Origin of the sequence: Streptomyces sp. XD-27 (genome assembly GCF_030553055.1) — a bacterium.
In the GTDB taxonomy this organism is placed as follows: Bacteria; Actinomycetota; Actinomycetes; order Streptomycetales; family Streptomycetaceae; genus Streptomyces.
The window spans coordinates 6,690,012-6,705,848 of the sequence record NZ_CP130713.1; the positions used below are offsets into that span (position 1 = coordinate 6,690,012).

Here is a 15,837-nt window from a genome sequence, read left to right on the forward strand (position 1 = left end):
CCGTCCGTAACGTGCGGCATACCACCCCCGTAGACCAGGCCGCGTTTCCCCCCGCGGTCGTGCGAAGGAAATTCCGTCCCGTGATTGTGACTCTCCTGCCGTTCATCGTGCTCATCGGGGCCATGTTCCTGATGACCCGGTCGGCCAAGAACAAGCAACGCCAGGCCGTGCAGATGCGCGACGCGATGCAGCCGGGCTCCGGCGTGCGGACCATCGGCGGTATGTACGCCACGGTGAAGGAGGTCCACGACGACACGGTCCTCCTCGAAGTCGCCCCCGGTGTGCACGCCATCTACGCGAAGAACGCGGTGGGTGCCGTCCTGGAGGACTCCGAGTACAACTTCATCGTCCACGGCATCGAGCCGGAGGCGGCGGACGCCGACACCCCGGCCGTCCCCGATGACGCCTCCTCGCTGACCGAGGCCGATGCCGACGCTTCCGTCCAGGACGAGGCAGAGAAGACCGACGTCGAGAAGACGGACCTGGCGAAGGCCGACCTGACCAAGTCGGACGACGACAAGGCCGACGCTCCGGCGGACGGCAAGGGCGACAGCGACACGAAGTAGGACCTTTACGGAGCCGCGTCGCGCCACCCTGGTGATCTTGGTGGGCCCCTTGGGGCCACCCGGGCCCAGGGGGAGCGTCGCGGTTCCATGACGGTCTAGGCTCCGGCGGGGGCTGGTCCCCACAACATTCGTGGCCGCCCGGCGCACACCCGGTGCCGGGGCGGTTGGACAGGGAGATACGAGAAGGTGGCAGCACCGAAGAAGGGCCGCAGGTCCCCCGGGACCCAGGGCCGGCCCGGGCGCACCCTGGTCTTGATCCTGATCGCCATCGTGGCGCTCACCGCGGGGATGTTCGCCTCCGGTGAAACCACGCCGCGGTTGGGAATCGACCTCGCGGGCGGCACCAGTTTCACACTGCAGGCCAAGAACCAGCCGGGCAAGCCCAACGCGATCAACTCAAAGAATCTGAACACCGCCGTCAACGTCATCGACCGGCGGGTCAATGGTTTGGGTGTCTCCGAGGCCGAGGTCCAGACCCAGGGCACCAAGCACATCATCGTGAACATCCCCAAGGGGACGGACGCGAAGCAGGCCCGCCAGCAGGTCGGCACCACCGCTCAGCTGTTCTTCCGCTCGGTGATCACCAGCGCCCCCGGCACCCCGACCCCGGAGCCGGGCGACACGGGTAAGAAGGACCAGGGCAAGGACAAGCAGGGCGACGCCGGCGACAAGGCCGACCAGGGCGACAAGACCAAGCCGTCCGGCACGCCGAGCCCCACCGCCACCACCCAGGGCCGCCCCGTCAGCGACGCCCTCAAGGCTGACGACGCCCCCAAGCCCAAGGCCACCGAGAAGCCGGACGCCCAGAAGTCCGGCTCCAAGAAGCCGGCCGAGGACGACCCGACCAAGCAGTTCGCCGCCCTGGACTGCCGCACGCCCAAGGCGCGCGCCGCGGCCAGCGAGAAGGCCGCGGCCGCCAAGGAGGACGCGACGATCGCCGCCTGCGGCGAAAAGGGCCAGAAGCACCTGCTCGGCCCGGTCGAGCTGGCCGGCACCGAGGTTTCCAAGGCCAAGGCCGCCTACGTCCCCCAGCAGGGTGGCTGGCTCGTCGAGCTCGAGTTCACCGATAAGGGCGGCAAGCGCTTCGGCAAGATCACCGAGGATCTGTCGAAGAAGGCGGCCCAGGGGCAGAACAACCAGTTCGCCATCGTCCTCGACGGACAGGTTTTCTCCGCCCCCACGGTGGACTCCCCGATCAGGAACGGCAGCGCCGTCATCCAGGGCAGCTTCACCCAGTCCTCGGCCGACAGCCTCGCCAACGTGCTGTCCTTCGGCGCCCTGCCGCTCTCCTTCGACATCGTCGACGAGCAGACCGTCTCCGCGGCACTCGGCAGCGAGCAGCTCCGGGCCGGTCTCATCGCCGGCGCCATCGGCCTCGCGCTGGTCGTCATCTACCTCCTCGTGTACTACCGCGGCCTGTCCCTGGTGGCCCTCGCGAGCCTCGCGGTCTCCGCGGCCCTCACGTACACGATCATGACGCTGCTCGGTCCCGGCATCGGCTTCGCGCTGAACCTGCCCGCCGTCTGCGGTGCCATCGTCGCCATCGGCATCACCGCGGACTCCTTCATCGTCTACTTCGAGCGCATCCGCGACGAGATCCGCGAGGGCCGGACCCTGCGCCCCGCCGTCGAACGCGGCTGGCCGCGCGCCCGGCGCACCATCCTGGTCTCGGACTTCGTGTCCTTCCTCGCCGCCGCGGTGCTCTTCGTCGTCACCGTCGGCAAGGTGCAGGGCTTCGCCTTCACGCTCGGCCTGACCACCCTGCTCGACGTCGTCGTGGTGTTCTTCTTCACCAAGCCGCTGATGACGATCCTGGCGAAGAAGAAGTTCTTCGCCAGCGGCCACCCGTGGTCCGGCCTCGACCCCCAGCGTCTCGGCGCCAAGCCCCCGCTGCGCCGTAGCCGCCGCACCCCCGCCGCCCCCGCCGACCCGAAGGAGGCGTGAGATGTCGCGACTCGGCACCCTCGGCGCCAGGCTGTACCGAGGCGAGGTCGGCTACGACTTCGTCGCCAAGCGCAAGATCTGGTACGGCATCTCGATCCTCATCACCATCACGGCCATCGTCGGCCTGGCGGTGCGCGGCCTCAACATGGGCATCGAGTTCTCCGGCGGCGCGGTCTTCAACACGCCCAAGACCAGCATGTCCACCTCGGAGGTCAAGGAGACCGCGGAGTCGGCCTCCGGCGGCCACACCGCCGTCGTGCAGAAGCTCGGCAGCGGCAAGCTGCGCATCCAGATCAGCGATCTGGACACCAAGGAAGCCATCCCGGTCAAGGAGAAGATCGCCGACAAGCTGGGCGTCTCGTCCGACAAGGTCGACGCCCAGCTGGTCGGTCCGAGCTGGGGTGAGGAGATCGCCAACAAGGCATGGAAGGGCCTGGCGATCTTCATGGTCCTGGTGGTGATCTACCTCGCCATCGCCTTCGAATGGCGGATGGCGCTGGCTGCGCTCATCGCACTGATCCATGACCTCACCATCACCGTCGGCGTCTACGCGCTCGTCGGCTTCGAGGTCACCCCGGGCACCGTGATCGGTCTGCTCACGATCCTCGGCTACTCCCTCTACGACACCGTCGTCGTCTTCGACGGTCTGAAGGAAGCGTCGAAGGACCTCACCAAGCAGAGCCGGTACACCTACAGCGAGATCGCCAACCGGAGCCTCAACTCGACCCTGGTGCGGTCGATCAACACCACCATCGTGGCGCTGCTCCCGGTCGGCGCGCTGCTGTTCATCGGCGGCGGCCTGCTCGGCGCGGGCATGCTCAACGACATCTCGCTCGCCCTGTTCGTCGGCCTCGCCGCCGGCGCGTACTCCTCGATCTTCATCGCCACCCCGCTGGTCGCCGACTTCAAGGAGCGCGACCCGGAGATGAAGGCCCTGGCCAAGCGGGTGCGCGCCAAGCGCGCCTCCGCCGTCGCCAAGGCGGAGTCCGCGGGCGACCCCCAGGACGCCTCCGCCGCGGACGAGGACGACGACCGGGACGACGACCCCGAGGACGACGGCATGGCCGCGTCCGCCGGAGCCGCCGGCCGGCGCCAGCAGCCCGCCGCCCGCAACCGCGGCCGCGGCCGCCCGTCGGGGAAGCGCCGATGAGCGCCGCGGGCGGCGACGAGCTGCGCGGACTGCTGCTCAGCCGCATCCACGACGTCCCCGACTACCCCAAGCCGGGCGTGATGTTTAAGGACATCACCCCGCTGCTCGCCGACGCCCAGGCGTTCGGCGCGCTCACCGACGCGCTGGCCGACCTGTGCGTACGGCACCGCGCCGACAAGGTCGTCGGGCTGGAGGCGCGCGGCTTCATCCTGGCCGCGCCCGTCGCGGTCCGGGCGGGCGTGGGCTTCGTCCCCGTCCGCAAGGCGGGCAAGCTGCCCGGCGCCACGCTCGGGCAGGCCTACGAGCTGGAGTACGGCACCGCGGAGATCGAGATGCACGCCGACGCGCTCGCCCCGGGCGACCGCGTCCTGGTGATCGACGACGTGCTCGCCACCGGCGGCACCGCGGAGGCGTCGCTCCAGCTCATCCGGCGGGCCGGCGGCGAGGTCGCCGGACTGGCCGTACTGCTGGAGCTCGGCTTCCTCGACGGCCGCCGCCGTCTGGAGCCCGAGCTGAAGAACGCGCCGCTGGACGCGCTGATCACGCTCTGAGGCATGGACCGCAGGAGGGCGGGAACCCGGGCACCATCGGGTCCCGCCCTCCGGCACGCCGCGGCGCACGGCGGCCGCGGAGTCACCTCCGTGGCGGGATCGATACCATGGCATCCCGACCCCTGTGGTCCGGTCCCCGCTTGAGGAGTGCTCTTGCCAGACGAGGCCCAGCCGCTGACCGCCGCGCACCCGGACGAGCCGACCGCCGCCGACGCCACGGCGGCCCGGGAGCTGCCCAAGACCGGCGGTGGGGCGGAGGCGCGGTCCAAGGCCCAGCCGCCGGCCGCACCGGTCACGTCGGCGGCCAAGAGTCCCGCGACCACCAAGAGCCCGGCACCGGCCGCCCCCTCGTCGGCTGCCCCCGCTCGCCCGGCCCAGGGCCCGGCTCCGCGCTCCGGCTCCTCCAACCGGGTCCGCGCCCGCCTCGCCCGCCTCGGCGTGCAGCGCTCCAGCCCGTACAACCCGGTCCTGGAGCCGCTGCTGCGGATCGTACGGAGCAACGATCCCAAGGCCGACGCCGCCACGCTGCGCCAGATCGAGCGCGCCTACGAGGTCGCCGAGCGCTGGCACCGCGGCCAGAAGCGCAAGAGCGGCGACCCGTACATCACCCACCCGCTCGCGGTGACCACCATCCTCGCCGAGCTGGGTATGGATCCGGCCACCTTGATGGCGGGCCTGCTGCACGACACCGTCGAGGACACCGAGTACGGCCTCGACACGCTGCGCCGCGACTTCGGCGACCAGGTCGCCCTGCTCGTCGACGGCGTCACCAAGCTGGACAAGGTCAAGTTCGGCGAGGCCGCCCAGGCCGAGACCGTCCGCAAGATGGTCGTTGCCATGGCCAAGGACCCGCGCGTCCTGGTCATCAAGCTCGCCGACCGCCTGCACAACATGCGCACCATGCGCTACCTCAAGCGGGAGAAGCAGGAGAAGAAGGCCCGCGAGACGCTGGAGATCTACGCCCCGCTGGCGCATCGGCTGGGCATGAACACGATCAAGTGGGAGCTGGAGGACCTCGCCTTCGCGATCCTCTACCCCAAGATGTACGACGAGATCGTGCGGCTGGTCGCCGAGCGGGCTCCCAAGCGCGACGAGTACCTGGCCGTCGTCACCGACCAGGTCCAGGCCGACCTGCGCGCCGCCCGCATCAAGGCGACCGTCACCGGCCGCCCCAAGCACTACTACTCCGTCTACCAGAAGATGATCGTGCGGGGCCGCGACTTCGCCGAGATCTACGACCTGGTGGGCATCCGGGTCCTGGTCGACACCGTCCGCGACTGCTACGCGGCACTGGGCACCATCCACGCGCGGTGGAACCCGGTCCCGGGGCGGTTCAAGGACTACATCGCGATGCCCAAGTTCAACATGTACCAGTCGCTGCACACGACGGTCATAGGGCCCAGCGGCAAGCCGGTCGAGCTCCAGATCCGCACCTTCGACATGCACCGGCGCGCCGAGTACGGCATCGCCGCGCACTGGAAGTACAAGCAGGAGGCCGTCGCCGGCGCGTCCAAGGTGCGCACCGACGTGCCGCGCCACACGGGCAAGGGCGCCGGCAAGGACACCGTCAACGACATGGCGTGGCTGCGCCAGCTCCTGGACTGGCAGAAGGAGACCGAGGACCCCGGCGAGTTCCTGGAGTCCCTGCGCTTCGACCTCTCCCGCAACGAGGTCTTCGTCTTCACGCCCAAGGGCGACGTCATCGCGCTCCCGGCCGGCGCCACCCCGGTCGACTTCGCGTACGCCGTCCACACCGAGGTCGGCCACCGCACCATAGGAGCGCGGGTCAACGGGCGGCTGGTCCCGCTGGAGTCGACCCTCGACAACGGCGACCTGGTGGAGGTCTTCACCTCCAAGGCGCCCGGCGCCGGGCCGTCCCGCGACTGGCTGGGCTTCGTCAAGTCCCCGCGCGCCCGCAACAAGATCCGCGCGTGGTTCTCCAAGGAGCGCCGCGACGAGGCCATCGAGCAGGGCAAGGACGCCATCGTGCGGGCCATGCGCAAGCAGAACCTGCCGATCCAGCGGATCCTCACCGGCGACTCGCTGGTCACCCTCGCCCACGAGATGCGCTACCCGGACATCTCCTCGCTGTACGCGGCGATCGGCGAGGGCCACGTCTCCGCGCAGAGCGTGGTCAGCAAGCTGGTCCAGGCCCTCGGCGGCGAGGAGGCCGCCAACGAGGACATCGCCGAGACCGCCCCGCCGATCCGCCGCACCAAGCGCCGTACCACCGCCGACCCGGGCGTCGTCGTCAAGGGCGTCGAGGACGTGTGGGTGAAGCTGGCCCGGTGCTGCACGCCGGTCCCCGGCGACCCCATCATCGGCTTCGTCACGCGCGGCAGCGGCGTCTCCGTCCACCGCGCCGACTGCGTCAACGTCGACTCGCTGTCCCAGCAGCCGGAGCGCATCCTCGACGTCGAGTGGGCGCCCACCCAGTCCTCGGTCTTCCTGGTCGCCATACAGGTCGAGGCGCTGGACCGGTCCCGGCTGCTGTCGGACGTCACCCGCGTCCTGTCCGACCAGCACGTCAACATCCTGTCCGCCGCCGTGCAGACCTCCCGCGACCGGGTCGCCACCTCGCGCTTCACCTTCGAGATGGGCGACCCCAAGCACCTGGGCCACGTGCTGAAGGCGGTACGGGGCGTGGAGGGCGTGTACGACGTCTACCGGGTGACCTCCGCCCGCCAGCGCTGACGCCGAACAGAAGCGGCCCCGGCGCGCTGCGCCGGGGCCGCTTCCTGCTGCGGCGAAACCTTCAGCCGCTTCAGCCGCCGAACTCCTCCAGGCCCTTCAGCGCCTGGTCGAGCAGCGCCTGCCGGCCTTCCAGCTCCTTGGCGAGCTTGTCCGCCTTGGCGTTGTTGCCCGCGGCCCGCGCGGCGTCGATCTGGCCGCGCAGCTTGTCCACGGCGTCCTGAAGCTGGCCGGTCAGGCCCTGGGCGCGCGCCCGCGCCTCAGGGTTCGTACGCCGCCACTCGGCCTCCTCGGCCTCCTGGATGGCCCGCTCCACCGCGTGCATCCGGCCCTCGATCTTCGGCCGGGCGTCCCGCGGCACATGCCCGATGGCCTCCCACCGCTCGTTGATCGCGCGGAAGGCCGCCCGCGTCGCCTTCAGGTCCGACACCGGGAGCAGCTTCTCGGCCTCGACGACCAGCTCCTCCTTGCGGGTCAGGTTCTCCCGCTGCTCGGCGTCGCGCTCCGCGAACACCTCGCTGCGCGCCTGGAAGAACACGTCCTGAGCCCCGCGGAACCGGTTCCACAGGTCGTCCTCGGCCTCGCGCTGGGCCCGGCCCGCCGCCTTCCAGTCCGCCATCAGCTCGCGGTAGCGCGCCGCGGTCGTACCCCAGTCGGTGGAGCCGGACAGCGCCTCGGCCTCGGCGACCAGCTTCTCCTTGGCCTTACGGGCATCCTCGCGCTGCGCGTCCAGCGACGCGAAGTGCGCCTTGCGGCGCTTGGAGAACGCCGAGCGGGCGTGCGAGAACCGGTGCCACAGCTCGTCGTCCGACTTGCGGTCCAGCCGCGGCAGGCCCTTCCAGGTGTCGACCAGGGCACGCAGCCGCTCCCCGGCCGACCGCCACTGGTCGCTGGCGGCCAGCTTCTCGGCCTCGGCGACCAGCGCCTCCTTGGCGTGCCGGGCGTCCTCGGACTGCTTCGCCTTCGCGGCCTTGCGCTCCTCGCGGCGCGACTCGACCTCGCCGACCAGCTTGTCGAGCCGCTTGGCCAGCGCGTCCAGGTCCCCGACCGCGTGGTGCTCGGCGACCTGCTGACGCAGATGGTCGATCGCGGTCATCGCGTCCTTGGTCGACAGGTCGGTGGTCCTGACCCGGCGCTCCAGGAGGCCGATCTCGACGACCAGGCCCTCGTACTTGCGCTCGAAGTAGGCGAGGGCCTCCTCAGGAGAGCCCGCCTGCCACGAGCCGACGACCTGCTCGCCGTCGGCCGTACGCACGTACACGGTCCCCGTCTCGTCGACGCGGCCCCATGGGTCGCTGCTCACAGCGCCTCCTCCACATGATGCCGAGGCGGGCGGGCGGCCCGCTGGCATCGTCCACAGTTTCTTCCGGCCGGGCCGCGCCCGGACCGGTCCGACGGACTGCTGTCACGCCGCTTCCCTGGCGGCGCGAGGTTTCCGCGCGGGGCGGCAGCCGTCGGCGCAGGCGCCCCGCACAACGCCAACATAGGCGACCGGCGCCCCGGCTGTCCGCATCCAGCGCGACCGAAATCAGTCCTTCTCGACGGTTGCCTTGCTGATGGTGACGGTCTTCTTCGGGGCGCCGTCGTCCGGGTACTGCGGGTTGGCGGGGGTCAGACCACCCTTGGCGATGTCCTGCACCGCCTTGAGCCCGGCGTCGTCCACGGTGCCGAAGGGCGTGTAGGAGGGCGGCAGTTCGCTGTCCTTGTAGACGATGAAGAACTGGCTGCCACCGCTGTGCGGCTGGCCGGTGTTGGCCATGGCGACGGTGCCCGCGGGGTACTTCACCGTCCCCTTCTTCTTGTCGGGCGTGCCCAGGCCGGCGAGGTTCTCGTCCGGGATGGTGTACCCCGGGCCGCCCATGCCGGTGCCCTCCGGGTCGCCGCACTGCAGCACGAACGGGTTCATGGCGACCAGGCGGTGGCACTTGGTGCCGTCAAAGAACCCCTTGTCCGCCAGATGCTTGAACGAATTCACCGTGTGCGGGGTCTTGGCGGCGTCCATCGCTATCGTCAGATCCCCCTGATTCGTCTTCAGGGACATCGTGTACTTGGCCTTCTTGTCGACGGCCATCTTCGGCTCGGGCTTCGGCTTCGGGGCCGAAGGCGTCGGCGTCGGCGTGGGCTTCACCGCGGAGTCCGACGACTTGTCGTCGCCCGAGAAGGCCCCCGCCGCGGTCGCGACGGCACCTACCGCCAGTACCGCCGCGAGGCTGGAAGCGATCACCACATTGCGCTGGCGCACCTTGCGCCGCGCCGACTCACGCCGTTGCTGCTGCCGGGCGAACTTCTCCCGCGCGAGCTGCTTCCGCCGCTGCTCGTTACTGACCACCGGGTCCACTCCTCAATCCTCTGGGCCGTCTCTCCGGGCGCCTGGCCGTACCGTATACGGGTTCGCTGTGCGGGCAGCGCCGCCGGTAGGCTCTGGAACTGCCGAAATCTTCAGCCGCCGACTGTGAGGGACGATCGTGCTCATTGCCGGGTTCCCCGCCGGGGCCTGGGGGACCAACTGCTATCTGGTCGCCCCTGCCGCCGGCGAGGAGTGCGTGATCATCGACCCGGGCCACCAGGCCGCCCAGGGAGTCGAGGAGACGATCGCCAAGCATCGGCTCAAGCCCGTCGCCGTCGTCCTCACCCATGGCCACATCGACCATGTCGCCTCCGTCGTCCCGGTGTGCGGCGCGCATGACGTACCGGCCTACATCCACCCCGCCGACCGCTACATGATGAGCGACCCGGAGAAGGCCCTCGGCCGCTCCATCGGGATGCCGCTGATGGGCGAGCTCACCGTGGGGGAGCCGGACGACGTGCACGAGCTGACGGACGGCACCCGGCTGCGGCTGGCGGGCATGGAGCTGACCGTCGCGCACGCCCCAGGCCATACCAAGGGGTCGGTGACCTTCCAGCTGCCCGAGCAGGCGGACATCCCGTCCGTCTTCTTCTCGGGTGACCTGCTCTTCGCTGGCTCCATCGGACGTACCGACCTGCCCGGCGGCGACATGGCCGAGATGCTCGCATCGCTGGCCCGTGTGTGCCTGCCGCTCGACGACTCGACCGTGGTGCTGTCCGGCCACGGCCCCCAGACCAGTATCGGCCGCGAGCGCGCCACCAACCCCTATCTGCGGGAGGTGGCCGCCGGCCGAGGAGCCGGGACCGCGGCTCCGCGACGAGGAATGTGACAAGACCTTCGTGAGTACCTTCCAGGCCCCCAAGGGCACCTACGACCTCATCCCGCCGGACTCCGCGACGTTCCTGGCGGTACGCGAGGCCATCGCCGCGCCGCTCAAGCGCTCGGGCTACGGCTACGTCGAGACCCCCGGCTTCGAGAACGTCGAGCTGTTCGCGCGCGGTGTCGGCGAGTCCACCGACATCGTGACCAAGGAGATGTACACCCTCACCACCAAGGGCGGCGACGAGCTGGCGCTGCGCCCCGAGGGCACGGCCTCCGTCCTGCGCGCCGCGCTGGAGGCCAACCTGCACAAGGCCGGGAACCTGCCGGTCAAGCTCTGGTACTCCGGCTCGTACTACCGCTACGAGCGCCCGCAGAAGGGCCGCTACCGCCACTTCTCGCAGGTCGGCGCGGAGGCCATCGGGACCGAGGACCCGGCACTCGACGCCGAGCTGATCATCCTGGCCGTCGACGCCTACCGGTCGCTGGGCCTGCGGAACTTCCGCCTGCTCCTCAACTCCCTGGGCGACCGCGAGTGCCGCCCGGCCTACCGCGCCGCTCTCCAGGAGTTCCTGCGCGGCCTCGACCTGGACGAGGACACCCGCCGCCGGGTCGAGATCAACCCGCTGCGCGTCCTGGACGACAAGCGGGAGGCGGTGCAGAAGCAGCTGACCGGCGCGCCGCTGCTCCGCGACCACCTGTGCGAGGCGTGCAAGGCGTACCACGAGCAGGTCCGCGAGCTGCTGACCGCGGCGGGCGTGGCCTACGAGGACGACCCCAAGCTGGTGCGCGGCCTGGACTACTACACCCGCACCACCTTCGAGTTCGTCCACGACGGCCTGGGCTCCCAGTCCGCGGTGGGCGGCGGCGGCCGCTACGACGGCCTGTCCGAGATGATCGGCGGCCCCGAGCTGCCGTCGGTGGGCTGGGCGCTGGGCGTGGACCGCACGGTCCTGGCGCTGGAGGCCGAGGGCATCGAGCTGAACCTGCCGGCGGCCACCAGCGTGTACGCGGTGCCGCTGGGCGAGGAGGCGCGCCGCGTGCTCTTCGGGCTGGTCACGGAGCTGCGCCGGGCCGGGGTGGCGACTGACTTCGCGTACGGCGGCCGCGGCCTGAAGGGCGCGATGAAGTCGGCGAACCGCAGCGGCGCGCGCCTGGCGGTCATCGCGGGGGAGCGCGACCTCGCGGAGGGCGCCGTCCAGCTCAAGGACCTGGAGAGCGGGGAGCAGACCGCGGTGCCGCTCGCGGAGCTGACCGAGACGGTCCGCGCGCGCCTGGCCTGACCTGACGTTGACGTCCCGGGGCTCCGCTCCGGGACGTCAACCCCGTGGGCGCCGAATCATCCCGCCGGCGCCCTCGCCCTTACGCACATCGAACAGTGGGCACGGCAGGATGGCGGGGGTTGTCCACAGGGGCGGACCGGAAGGCCGCCGGTGCGGCACAATGACGGGCAATGTGGCCTCGGGAGCGACGGAAGCGGGATATGGCGACGACAGTGGCGGACGACGTGGACAGCGCGGACGGCGTGGACACGGACCGTGCCCGGACCGATGGTGCCCGTCGCGCGGTCGGGAGCGGTCGTGCCTTCGCGCTGCTGCTGGTGATCACCGGCGCGCTGGGAGTGCTCGCCGCGTGGGTCATCACGATCGACAAGTTCAAGCTGCTCGAGGACCCGAACTTCACGCCGGGCTGCAGCGTCAACCCGATCGTGGCCTGCGGCAACATCATGAAGAGCGACCAGGCGTCGGCCTTCGGCTTCCCCAACCCGATGCTGGGGCTCGTCGCCTACGGCATCGTCGTCTGCGTGGGCATGTCGCTGCTGGCCGGGGCGCGCTTCCCGCGCTGGTACTGGCTGACGTTCAACGCCGGCTGCCTGTTCGGCGTCGGCTTCTGCACCTGGCTGCAGTACCAGTCGCTGTACGTCATCGGTTCGCTGTGCCTGTGGTGCTCCCTGGCCTGGGTCGTCACCATCGTGATGTTCTGCTACGTGACCGGCTACAACATCAAGCACGGCTTCCTGCCGGCGCCCGAGGGCCTCAGGAAGGGGCTGCTGGAGTTCCACTGGGTCGTGCCGGCGGTGTGGGTCGGGACCATCGCCATGCTGGTCCTGACCCGCTGGGGCAGCGACCTGTGGGCAGCCTGACGCTCCCCGCGGCCGCGGCGGTGTCAGTCCCCTGACATAGGCTCCATCTGTGGAGCCAGACCTGTTCACCGCAGCCGCCGAGGACCGCCAGGAGAAGGACCCGGCCAGCAGTCCGCTGGCCGTGCGGATGCGTCCGCGCACCCTCGACGAGGTCGTGGGCCAGCAGCATCTGCTGCGGCCCGGGTCGCCGCTGCGCAGACTCGTGGGGGGTGCCGCGGGCCCGGCCGGGCCGTCGTCGGTGATCCTGTGGGGCCCGCCCGGCATCGGCAAGACGACCCTGGCGTACGTCGTCAGTCAGGCCACCGAGAAGCGCTTCGTGGAGCTGTCCGCCATCACCGCCGGGGTGAAGGAGGTCCGGGCGGTCATCGACGGGGCGCGCCGCTCCTCGGGGGCGTTCGGCCGGGACACCGTGCTCTTCCTGGACGAGATCCACCGGTTCAGCAAGGCCCAGCAGGACTCGCTGCTGCCCGCCGTCGAAAACCGGTGGGTCACGCTGATCGCGGCCACCACGGAGAACCCGTACTTCTCGGTGATCTCCCCGCTGCTCTCCCGGTCGCTGCTGCTCACCCTGGAGCCGCTGACCGACGGCGACCTGCGCGGGCTGCTCGGCCGTGCGCTCACCGACGAGCGGGGGCTCGCCGGGGCCGTCACCCTGCCCGCGGACGCCGAGGCCCATCTGCTGCGGATCGCCGGCGGCGACGCCCGCCGGGCGCTGACCGCGCTGGAGGCGGGCGCGGGCGCGGCGATCGCCAAGGGCGAGCCGGAGATCACGCTGTCCACGCTGGAGGAGGCGGTCGACCGGGCGGCGGTGACGTACGACCGCGACGGTGACCAGCACTACGACGTGGCCAGCGCGCTCATCAAGTCCATCCGCGGCTCGGACGTGGACGCGGCGCTGCACTATCTGGCCCGGATGATCGAGGCGGGGGAGGACCCGCGGTTCATCGCCCGGCGGCTGATGATCTCCGCGAGCGAGGACATCGGCCTGGCCGACCCGACCGCCCTGCCGACCGCGGTGGCCGCGGCCCAGGCGGTGGCGATGATCGGCTTCCCGGAGGCCGCCCTCACCCTCAGCCACGCCACCATCGCGCTGGCGCTCGCGCCCAAGTCGAACTCCGCCACGACGGCGATCGGCGCGGCGCTCGAAGACGTCCGCAAGGGGCTCGCCGGTCCCGTCCCGCCGCACCTGCGCGACGGCCACTACCAGGGCGCCAAGAAGCTGGGGCACGCCCAGGGCTACCTGTATCCGCACGATCTGCCGGGCGGCATCGCCGCGCAGCAGTACGCACCGGACGCGCTGCACGGCAAGCGCTACTACGAGCCCACCCGGTACGGCGCGGAGGCGCGCTACGCGGACGTGGTCGAGCGGGTCCGGCTGCGCCTGCGCGGCGAGCGGTCCGACGGCGAGCCGTCGTAGTCCCGATCACCGGGCCGTGACCGGCTAGTCCGTGGCCGCCTCGAAGAGCACGTGCATGGCTCGGCGCAGTTCCGCGATGTCCCCCACCGGCTCGGGGAAGTCGAACCGCGCGTCGAAGACCTGCTGGGCCGAGCCCGTGAACCGCACGCGCAGGCCGAAGCGGTCCAGCGCCACGGGCACCGGTCGTCCGTGCGCCCCGCACACCGCGCGTTCGCCGAGCAGTGCGCACAGTCCGCGCACCTGGTCGCTGTGGGCCGCGTGCAGATGCTGGAGCAGCTCCGCCTCGTGCGGGGCGAGCGGATCGGCGACGGCCGCGGCGAAGGCGTCCGGCTCCACGTCCTCCACGCCCCACAGGTCGTCCACGCCCGCCTCGCCGACCTCCAGCCGCAGCAGCGTCCAGGAGGGCCCGTCCACCGAGCCGAGGGAGAGGATCTCGCCGACGGGGTGCTGCTCGGCGAGCAGCATGGCGCAGGCCGCCCGCTCCTCGTCCCGTACGGGGGTCAGCCAGCCGGCGACCCAGGCGCGTCCGCGGATGCGATGGGGCACCGAAACGGGGGCGACGTCCGTGATCTCCATCACGCACGTCAGCTCGTCATCGTGGGCGTGGGCGGCCGCGCGGGCGGCCGCGGAGTGGCCGGAGACCAGCAATAGCACGTCTCCGTCGGGGGTGACGGTGCGCGCGGCGGGTCCGCCCCCGCCGAGTTCGTCGGCGACCTCGATTCCAGGAATCGCCAAGGACGCCGTAGCCTTGGACTCCACGAGAGTACGTACGCGCTCCGCCGCCGTAGGCCGCGGAGTTTCTTCCATGGGGCGCGGCTGACCCTCCTCGGCGTTCTGAGCAGCGCTGGGCAGGGGGATCCCAGGTCGAATCATGCGTTCTCCTCGGCTAAGGTAAGGCTAACCTAACTTACAACGGAGGTTCGTTCCACGTGAACCAGTCGCGTCCCAAGGTCAAGAAGTCGCGTGCGCTCGGCATCGCGCTGACCCCGAAGGCCGTCAAGTACTTCGAGGCCCGCCCGTACCCGCCGGGTGAGCACGGCCGTGGCCGCAAGCAGAACAGTGACTACAAGGTCCGTCTGCTGGAGAAGCAGCGTCTGCGCGCTCAGTACGACATCAGCGAGCGCCAGATGGCCCGTGCCTACGACCGCGCTCGGAAGGTCACTGGCAAGACGGGCGAAGCCCTGATCATCGAGCTTGAGCGCCGTCTGGACGCGCTCGTCCTGCGGTCGGGTATCGCCCGCACGATCTACCAGGCCCGCCAGATGGTCGTCCACGGCCACATCGAGGTCAACGGCCGCAAGGTCGACAAGCCGTCCTTCCGCGTCAGCCCCGACGACGTCGTGATGGTCCGCGAGCGCAGCCGCGAGAAGCACCCCTTCCAGGTCGCGCGTGAGGGTGGCTACGCCCCCGACGGCGAGACCCCGCGCTACCTGCAGGTCAACCTCAAGGCGCTCGCCTTCCGCCTCGACCGGGAGCCGAACCGCAAGGAGATCCCCGTGATCTGCGACGAGCAGCTCGTCGTCGAGTACTACGCCCGCTGATCCAGCGGCGTCAGCCCGTCCGGCGCTCCGGCGCCTGAGGGCAACCGGGTACGTCCCCGCATTCGGCCCGCGGGCTCCCCACCGACTCCGGTCGGTGCGGGCGCCCGCGGGCCGTCGCCGTTCCCGGGGGTTATCCGGTGCGGACAGGCGGCCGCGGCGCGATAAGGTCGATGAAGCGAAACGATGGGGCTAAACGACGCAGCAGGGAGCGGTGCAACGTGTCCGGTGGAGAGGTGGCCGGGATCATCGTGGCCGTCTTCTGGGCGATCCTCGTGTCGTTCCTCGCGCTCGCGCTGGTACGGCTCGCGCAGACGCTCAGGGAGACCACCCGGCTGGTGGCGGAGGTGACCGAGCAGGCGGTCCCGCTGCTCAGCGACGCCTCCGCGACCGTACGAAGCGCGAACACCCAGCTCGCCCGGGTGGACTCCATCGCGGCCGACGTCCAGGAAGTCACCGCCAACGCCTCCGCGCTCTCCTCGACCGTCTCCACCGCCTTCGGCGGACCGCTGGTCAAGGTCGCCGCGTTCGGCTACGGCGTCCGGCGCGCGATCGGCCGCAAGCAGGCACCCGAGCCGGAGCCCCGGCGCACCGTCATCGTCGGCAAGACCCTGCCGTCCGCCCGCTGGGGCGGCCGCCGCAACCGTGGATCGAAGGGCTGAGTCAGTCGG

At 70.8% G+C, this 15,837-nt stretch carries 14 protein-coding genes; 11 read left to right on the forward strand and 3 right to left on the reverse strand.

Going from position 1 to position 15,837, the window contains the following annotated elements; all coding sequences use genetic code 11:
• Window positions 1–86 precede the first annotated feature (86 nt).
• The 5 genes from yajC to Q3Y56_RS29250 all read left to right on the forward strand — a co-directional run bounded on the left by yajC (window position 87) and on the right by Q3Y56_RS29250 (window position 6,905).
• A complete protein-coding gene (gene yajC / locus Q3Y56_RS29230) occupies window positions 87–566 on the forward strand; it encodes a preprotein translocase subunit YajC (RefSeq protein ID WP_304465851.1) in 480 nt (159 codons plus the stop codon).
• A 186-nt stretch (window positions 567–752) separates the two neighbouring features.
• On the forward strand, window positions 753–2,510 hold the full coding sequence (gene secD / locus Q3Y56_RS29235) for a protein translocase subunit SecD (protein WP_304464774.1): 1,758 nt from the start codon (window positions 753–755) through the stop codon (window positions 2,508–2,510).
• Window position 2,511: 1 nt separating this feature from the next.
• Window positions 2,512–3,660, forward strand: coding sequence for a protein translocase subunit SecF (gene secF, locus Q3Y56_RS29240; RefSeq protein WP_304464775.1), 1,149 nt, complete (start codon window positions 2,512–2,514; stop codon window positions 3,658–3,660).
• Entirely contained in the window at window positions 3,657–4,211 is a 555-nt protein-coding gene (locus Q3Y56_RS29245; RefSeq protein ID WP_304464776.1) for an adenine phosphoribosyltransferase, read from the forward strand. The genes secF and Q3Y56_RS29245 overlap by 4 nt, the downstream gene beginning before the upstream one ends.
• A 153-nt stretch (window positions 4,212–4,364) precedes the next feature.
• Window positions 4,365–6,905, forward strand: a complete 2,541-nt coding sequence (locus tag Q3Y56_RS29250) for a bifunctional (p)ppGpp synthetase/guanosine-3',5'-bis(diphosphate) 3'-pyrophosphohydrolase (RefSeq protein ID WP_304464777.1) — start codon at window positions 4,365–4,367, stop codon at window positions 6,903–6,905.
• Window positions 6,906–6,975: 70 nt separating this feature from the next.
• Here the strand turns inward: Q3Y56_RS29250 and Q3Y56_RS29255 are convergent, their stop codons facing one another.
• Both Q3Y56_RS29255 and Q3Y56_RS29260 read right to left on the reverse strand, forming a co-directional pair.
• On the reverse strand, window positions 6,976–8,205 hold the full coding sequence (locus Q3Y56_RS29255) for a DUF349 domain-containing protein (RefSeq protein ID WP_304464778.1): 1,230 nt from the start codon (window positions 8,203–8,205) through the stop codon (window positions 6,976–6,978).
• 225 nt (window positions 8,206–8,430) lie between these two features.
• Window positions 8,431–9,231 carry a peptidylprolyl isomerase gene (locus Q3Y56_RS29260; RefSeq protein WP_304464779.1) on the reverse strand — a complete coding sequence of 267 codons (801 nt, stop codon included), beginning with the start codon at window positions 9,229–9,231 and terminating at the stop codon, window positions 8,431–8,433.
• A 136-nt stretch (window positions 9,232–9,367) separates the two neighbouring features.
• On the opposite strand from Q3Y56_RS29260, the gene Q3Y56_RS29265 reads away from it, so the two are divergent.
• From Q3Y56_RS29265 to Q3Y56_RS29280, 4 genes are all read left to right on the forward strand, one after another.
• Window positions 9,368–10,078 carry an MBL fold metallo-hydrolase gene (locus Q3Y56_RS29265; protein ID WP_304464780.1) on the forward strand — a complete coding sequence of 237 codons (711 nt, stop codon included), beginning with the start codon at window positions 9,368–9,370 and terminating at the stop codon, window positions 10,076–10,078.
• A 10-nt stretch (window positions 10,079–10,088) separates the two neighbouring features.
• Entirely contained in the window at window positions 10,089–11,351 is a 1,263-nt protein-coding gene (gene hisS / locus Q3Y56_RS29270) for a histidine--tRNA ligase (protein WP_304464781.1), read from the forward strand.
• A gap of 200 nt (window positions 11,352–11,551) precedes the next feature.
• Window positions 11,552–12,211 (forward strand): vitamin K epoxide reductase family protein, encoded by a 660-nt coding sequence (locus Q3Y56_RS29275; protein ID WP_369696822.1) that lies wholly within the window; start codon window positions 11,552–11,554, stop codon window positions 12,209–12,211.
• 49 nt (window positions 12,212–12,260) lie between these two features.
• Complete coding sequence (locus Q3Y56_RS29280) at window positions 12,261–13,628, forward strand: replication-associated recombination protein A (RefSeq protein ID WP_304464783.1); 1,368 nt, start codon at window positions 12,261–12,263, stop codon at window positions 13,626–13,628.
• Window positions 13,629–13,652: 24 nt separating this feature from the next.
• Here Q3Y56_RS29280 and Q3Y56_RS29285 read toward each other — a convergent pair whose 3' ends face one another.
• The gene (locus Q3Y56_RS29285) at window positions 13,653–14,363 is read right to left on the reverse strand and encodes a DUF2470 domain-containing protein (RefSeq protein WP_304464784.1); all 711 of its coding nucleotides are present in this window, start codon (window positions 14,361–14,363) and stop codon (window positions 13,653–13,655) included.
• Between the two features lie 194 nt (window positions 14,364–14,557).
• Here Q3Y56_RS29285 and rpsD point away from each other — a divergent pair, with 194 nt between their 5' ends.
• Complete coding sequence (gene rpsD / locus Q3Y56_RS29290) at window positions 14,558–15,169, forward strand: 30S ribosomal protein S4 (protein WP_304464785.1); 612 nt, start codon at window positions 14,558–14,560, stop codon at window positions 15,167–15,169.
• A 218-nt stretch (window positions 15,170–15,387) separates the two neighbouring features.
• Entirely contained in the window at window positions 15,388–15,828 is a 441-nt protein-coding gene (locus Q3Y56_RS29295) for a DUF948 domain-containing protein (protein WP_304464786.1), read from the forward strand.
• Window positions 15,829–15,837: the final 9 nt, after the last annotated feature.

Coding starts and splice junctions, on each gene's coding strand:
- secF (WP_304464775.1), top strand. CDS start 2,512: ATGTCGCGACTCGGCACCCTCGGCGCCAGGCTGTACCGAGGCGAGGTC.
- Q3Y56_RS29245 (WP_304464776.1), top strand. CDS start 3,657: ATGAGCGCCGCGGGCGGCGACGAGCTGCGCGGACTGCTGCTCAGCCGC.
- Q3Y56_RS29275 (WP_369696822.1), top strand. CDS start 11,552: ATGGCGACGACAGTGGCGGACGACGTGGACAGCGCGGACGGCGTGGAC.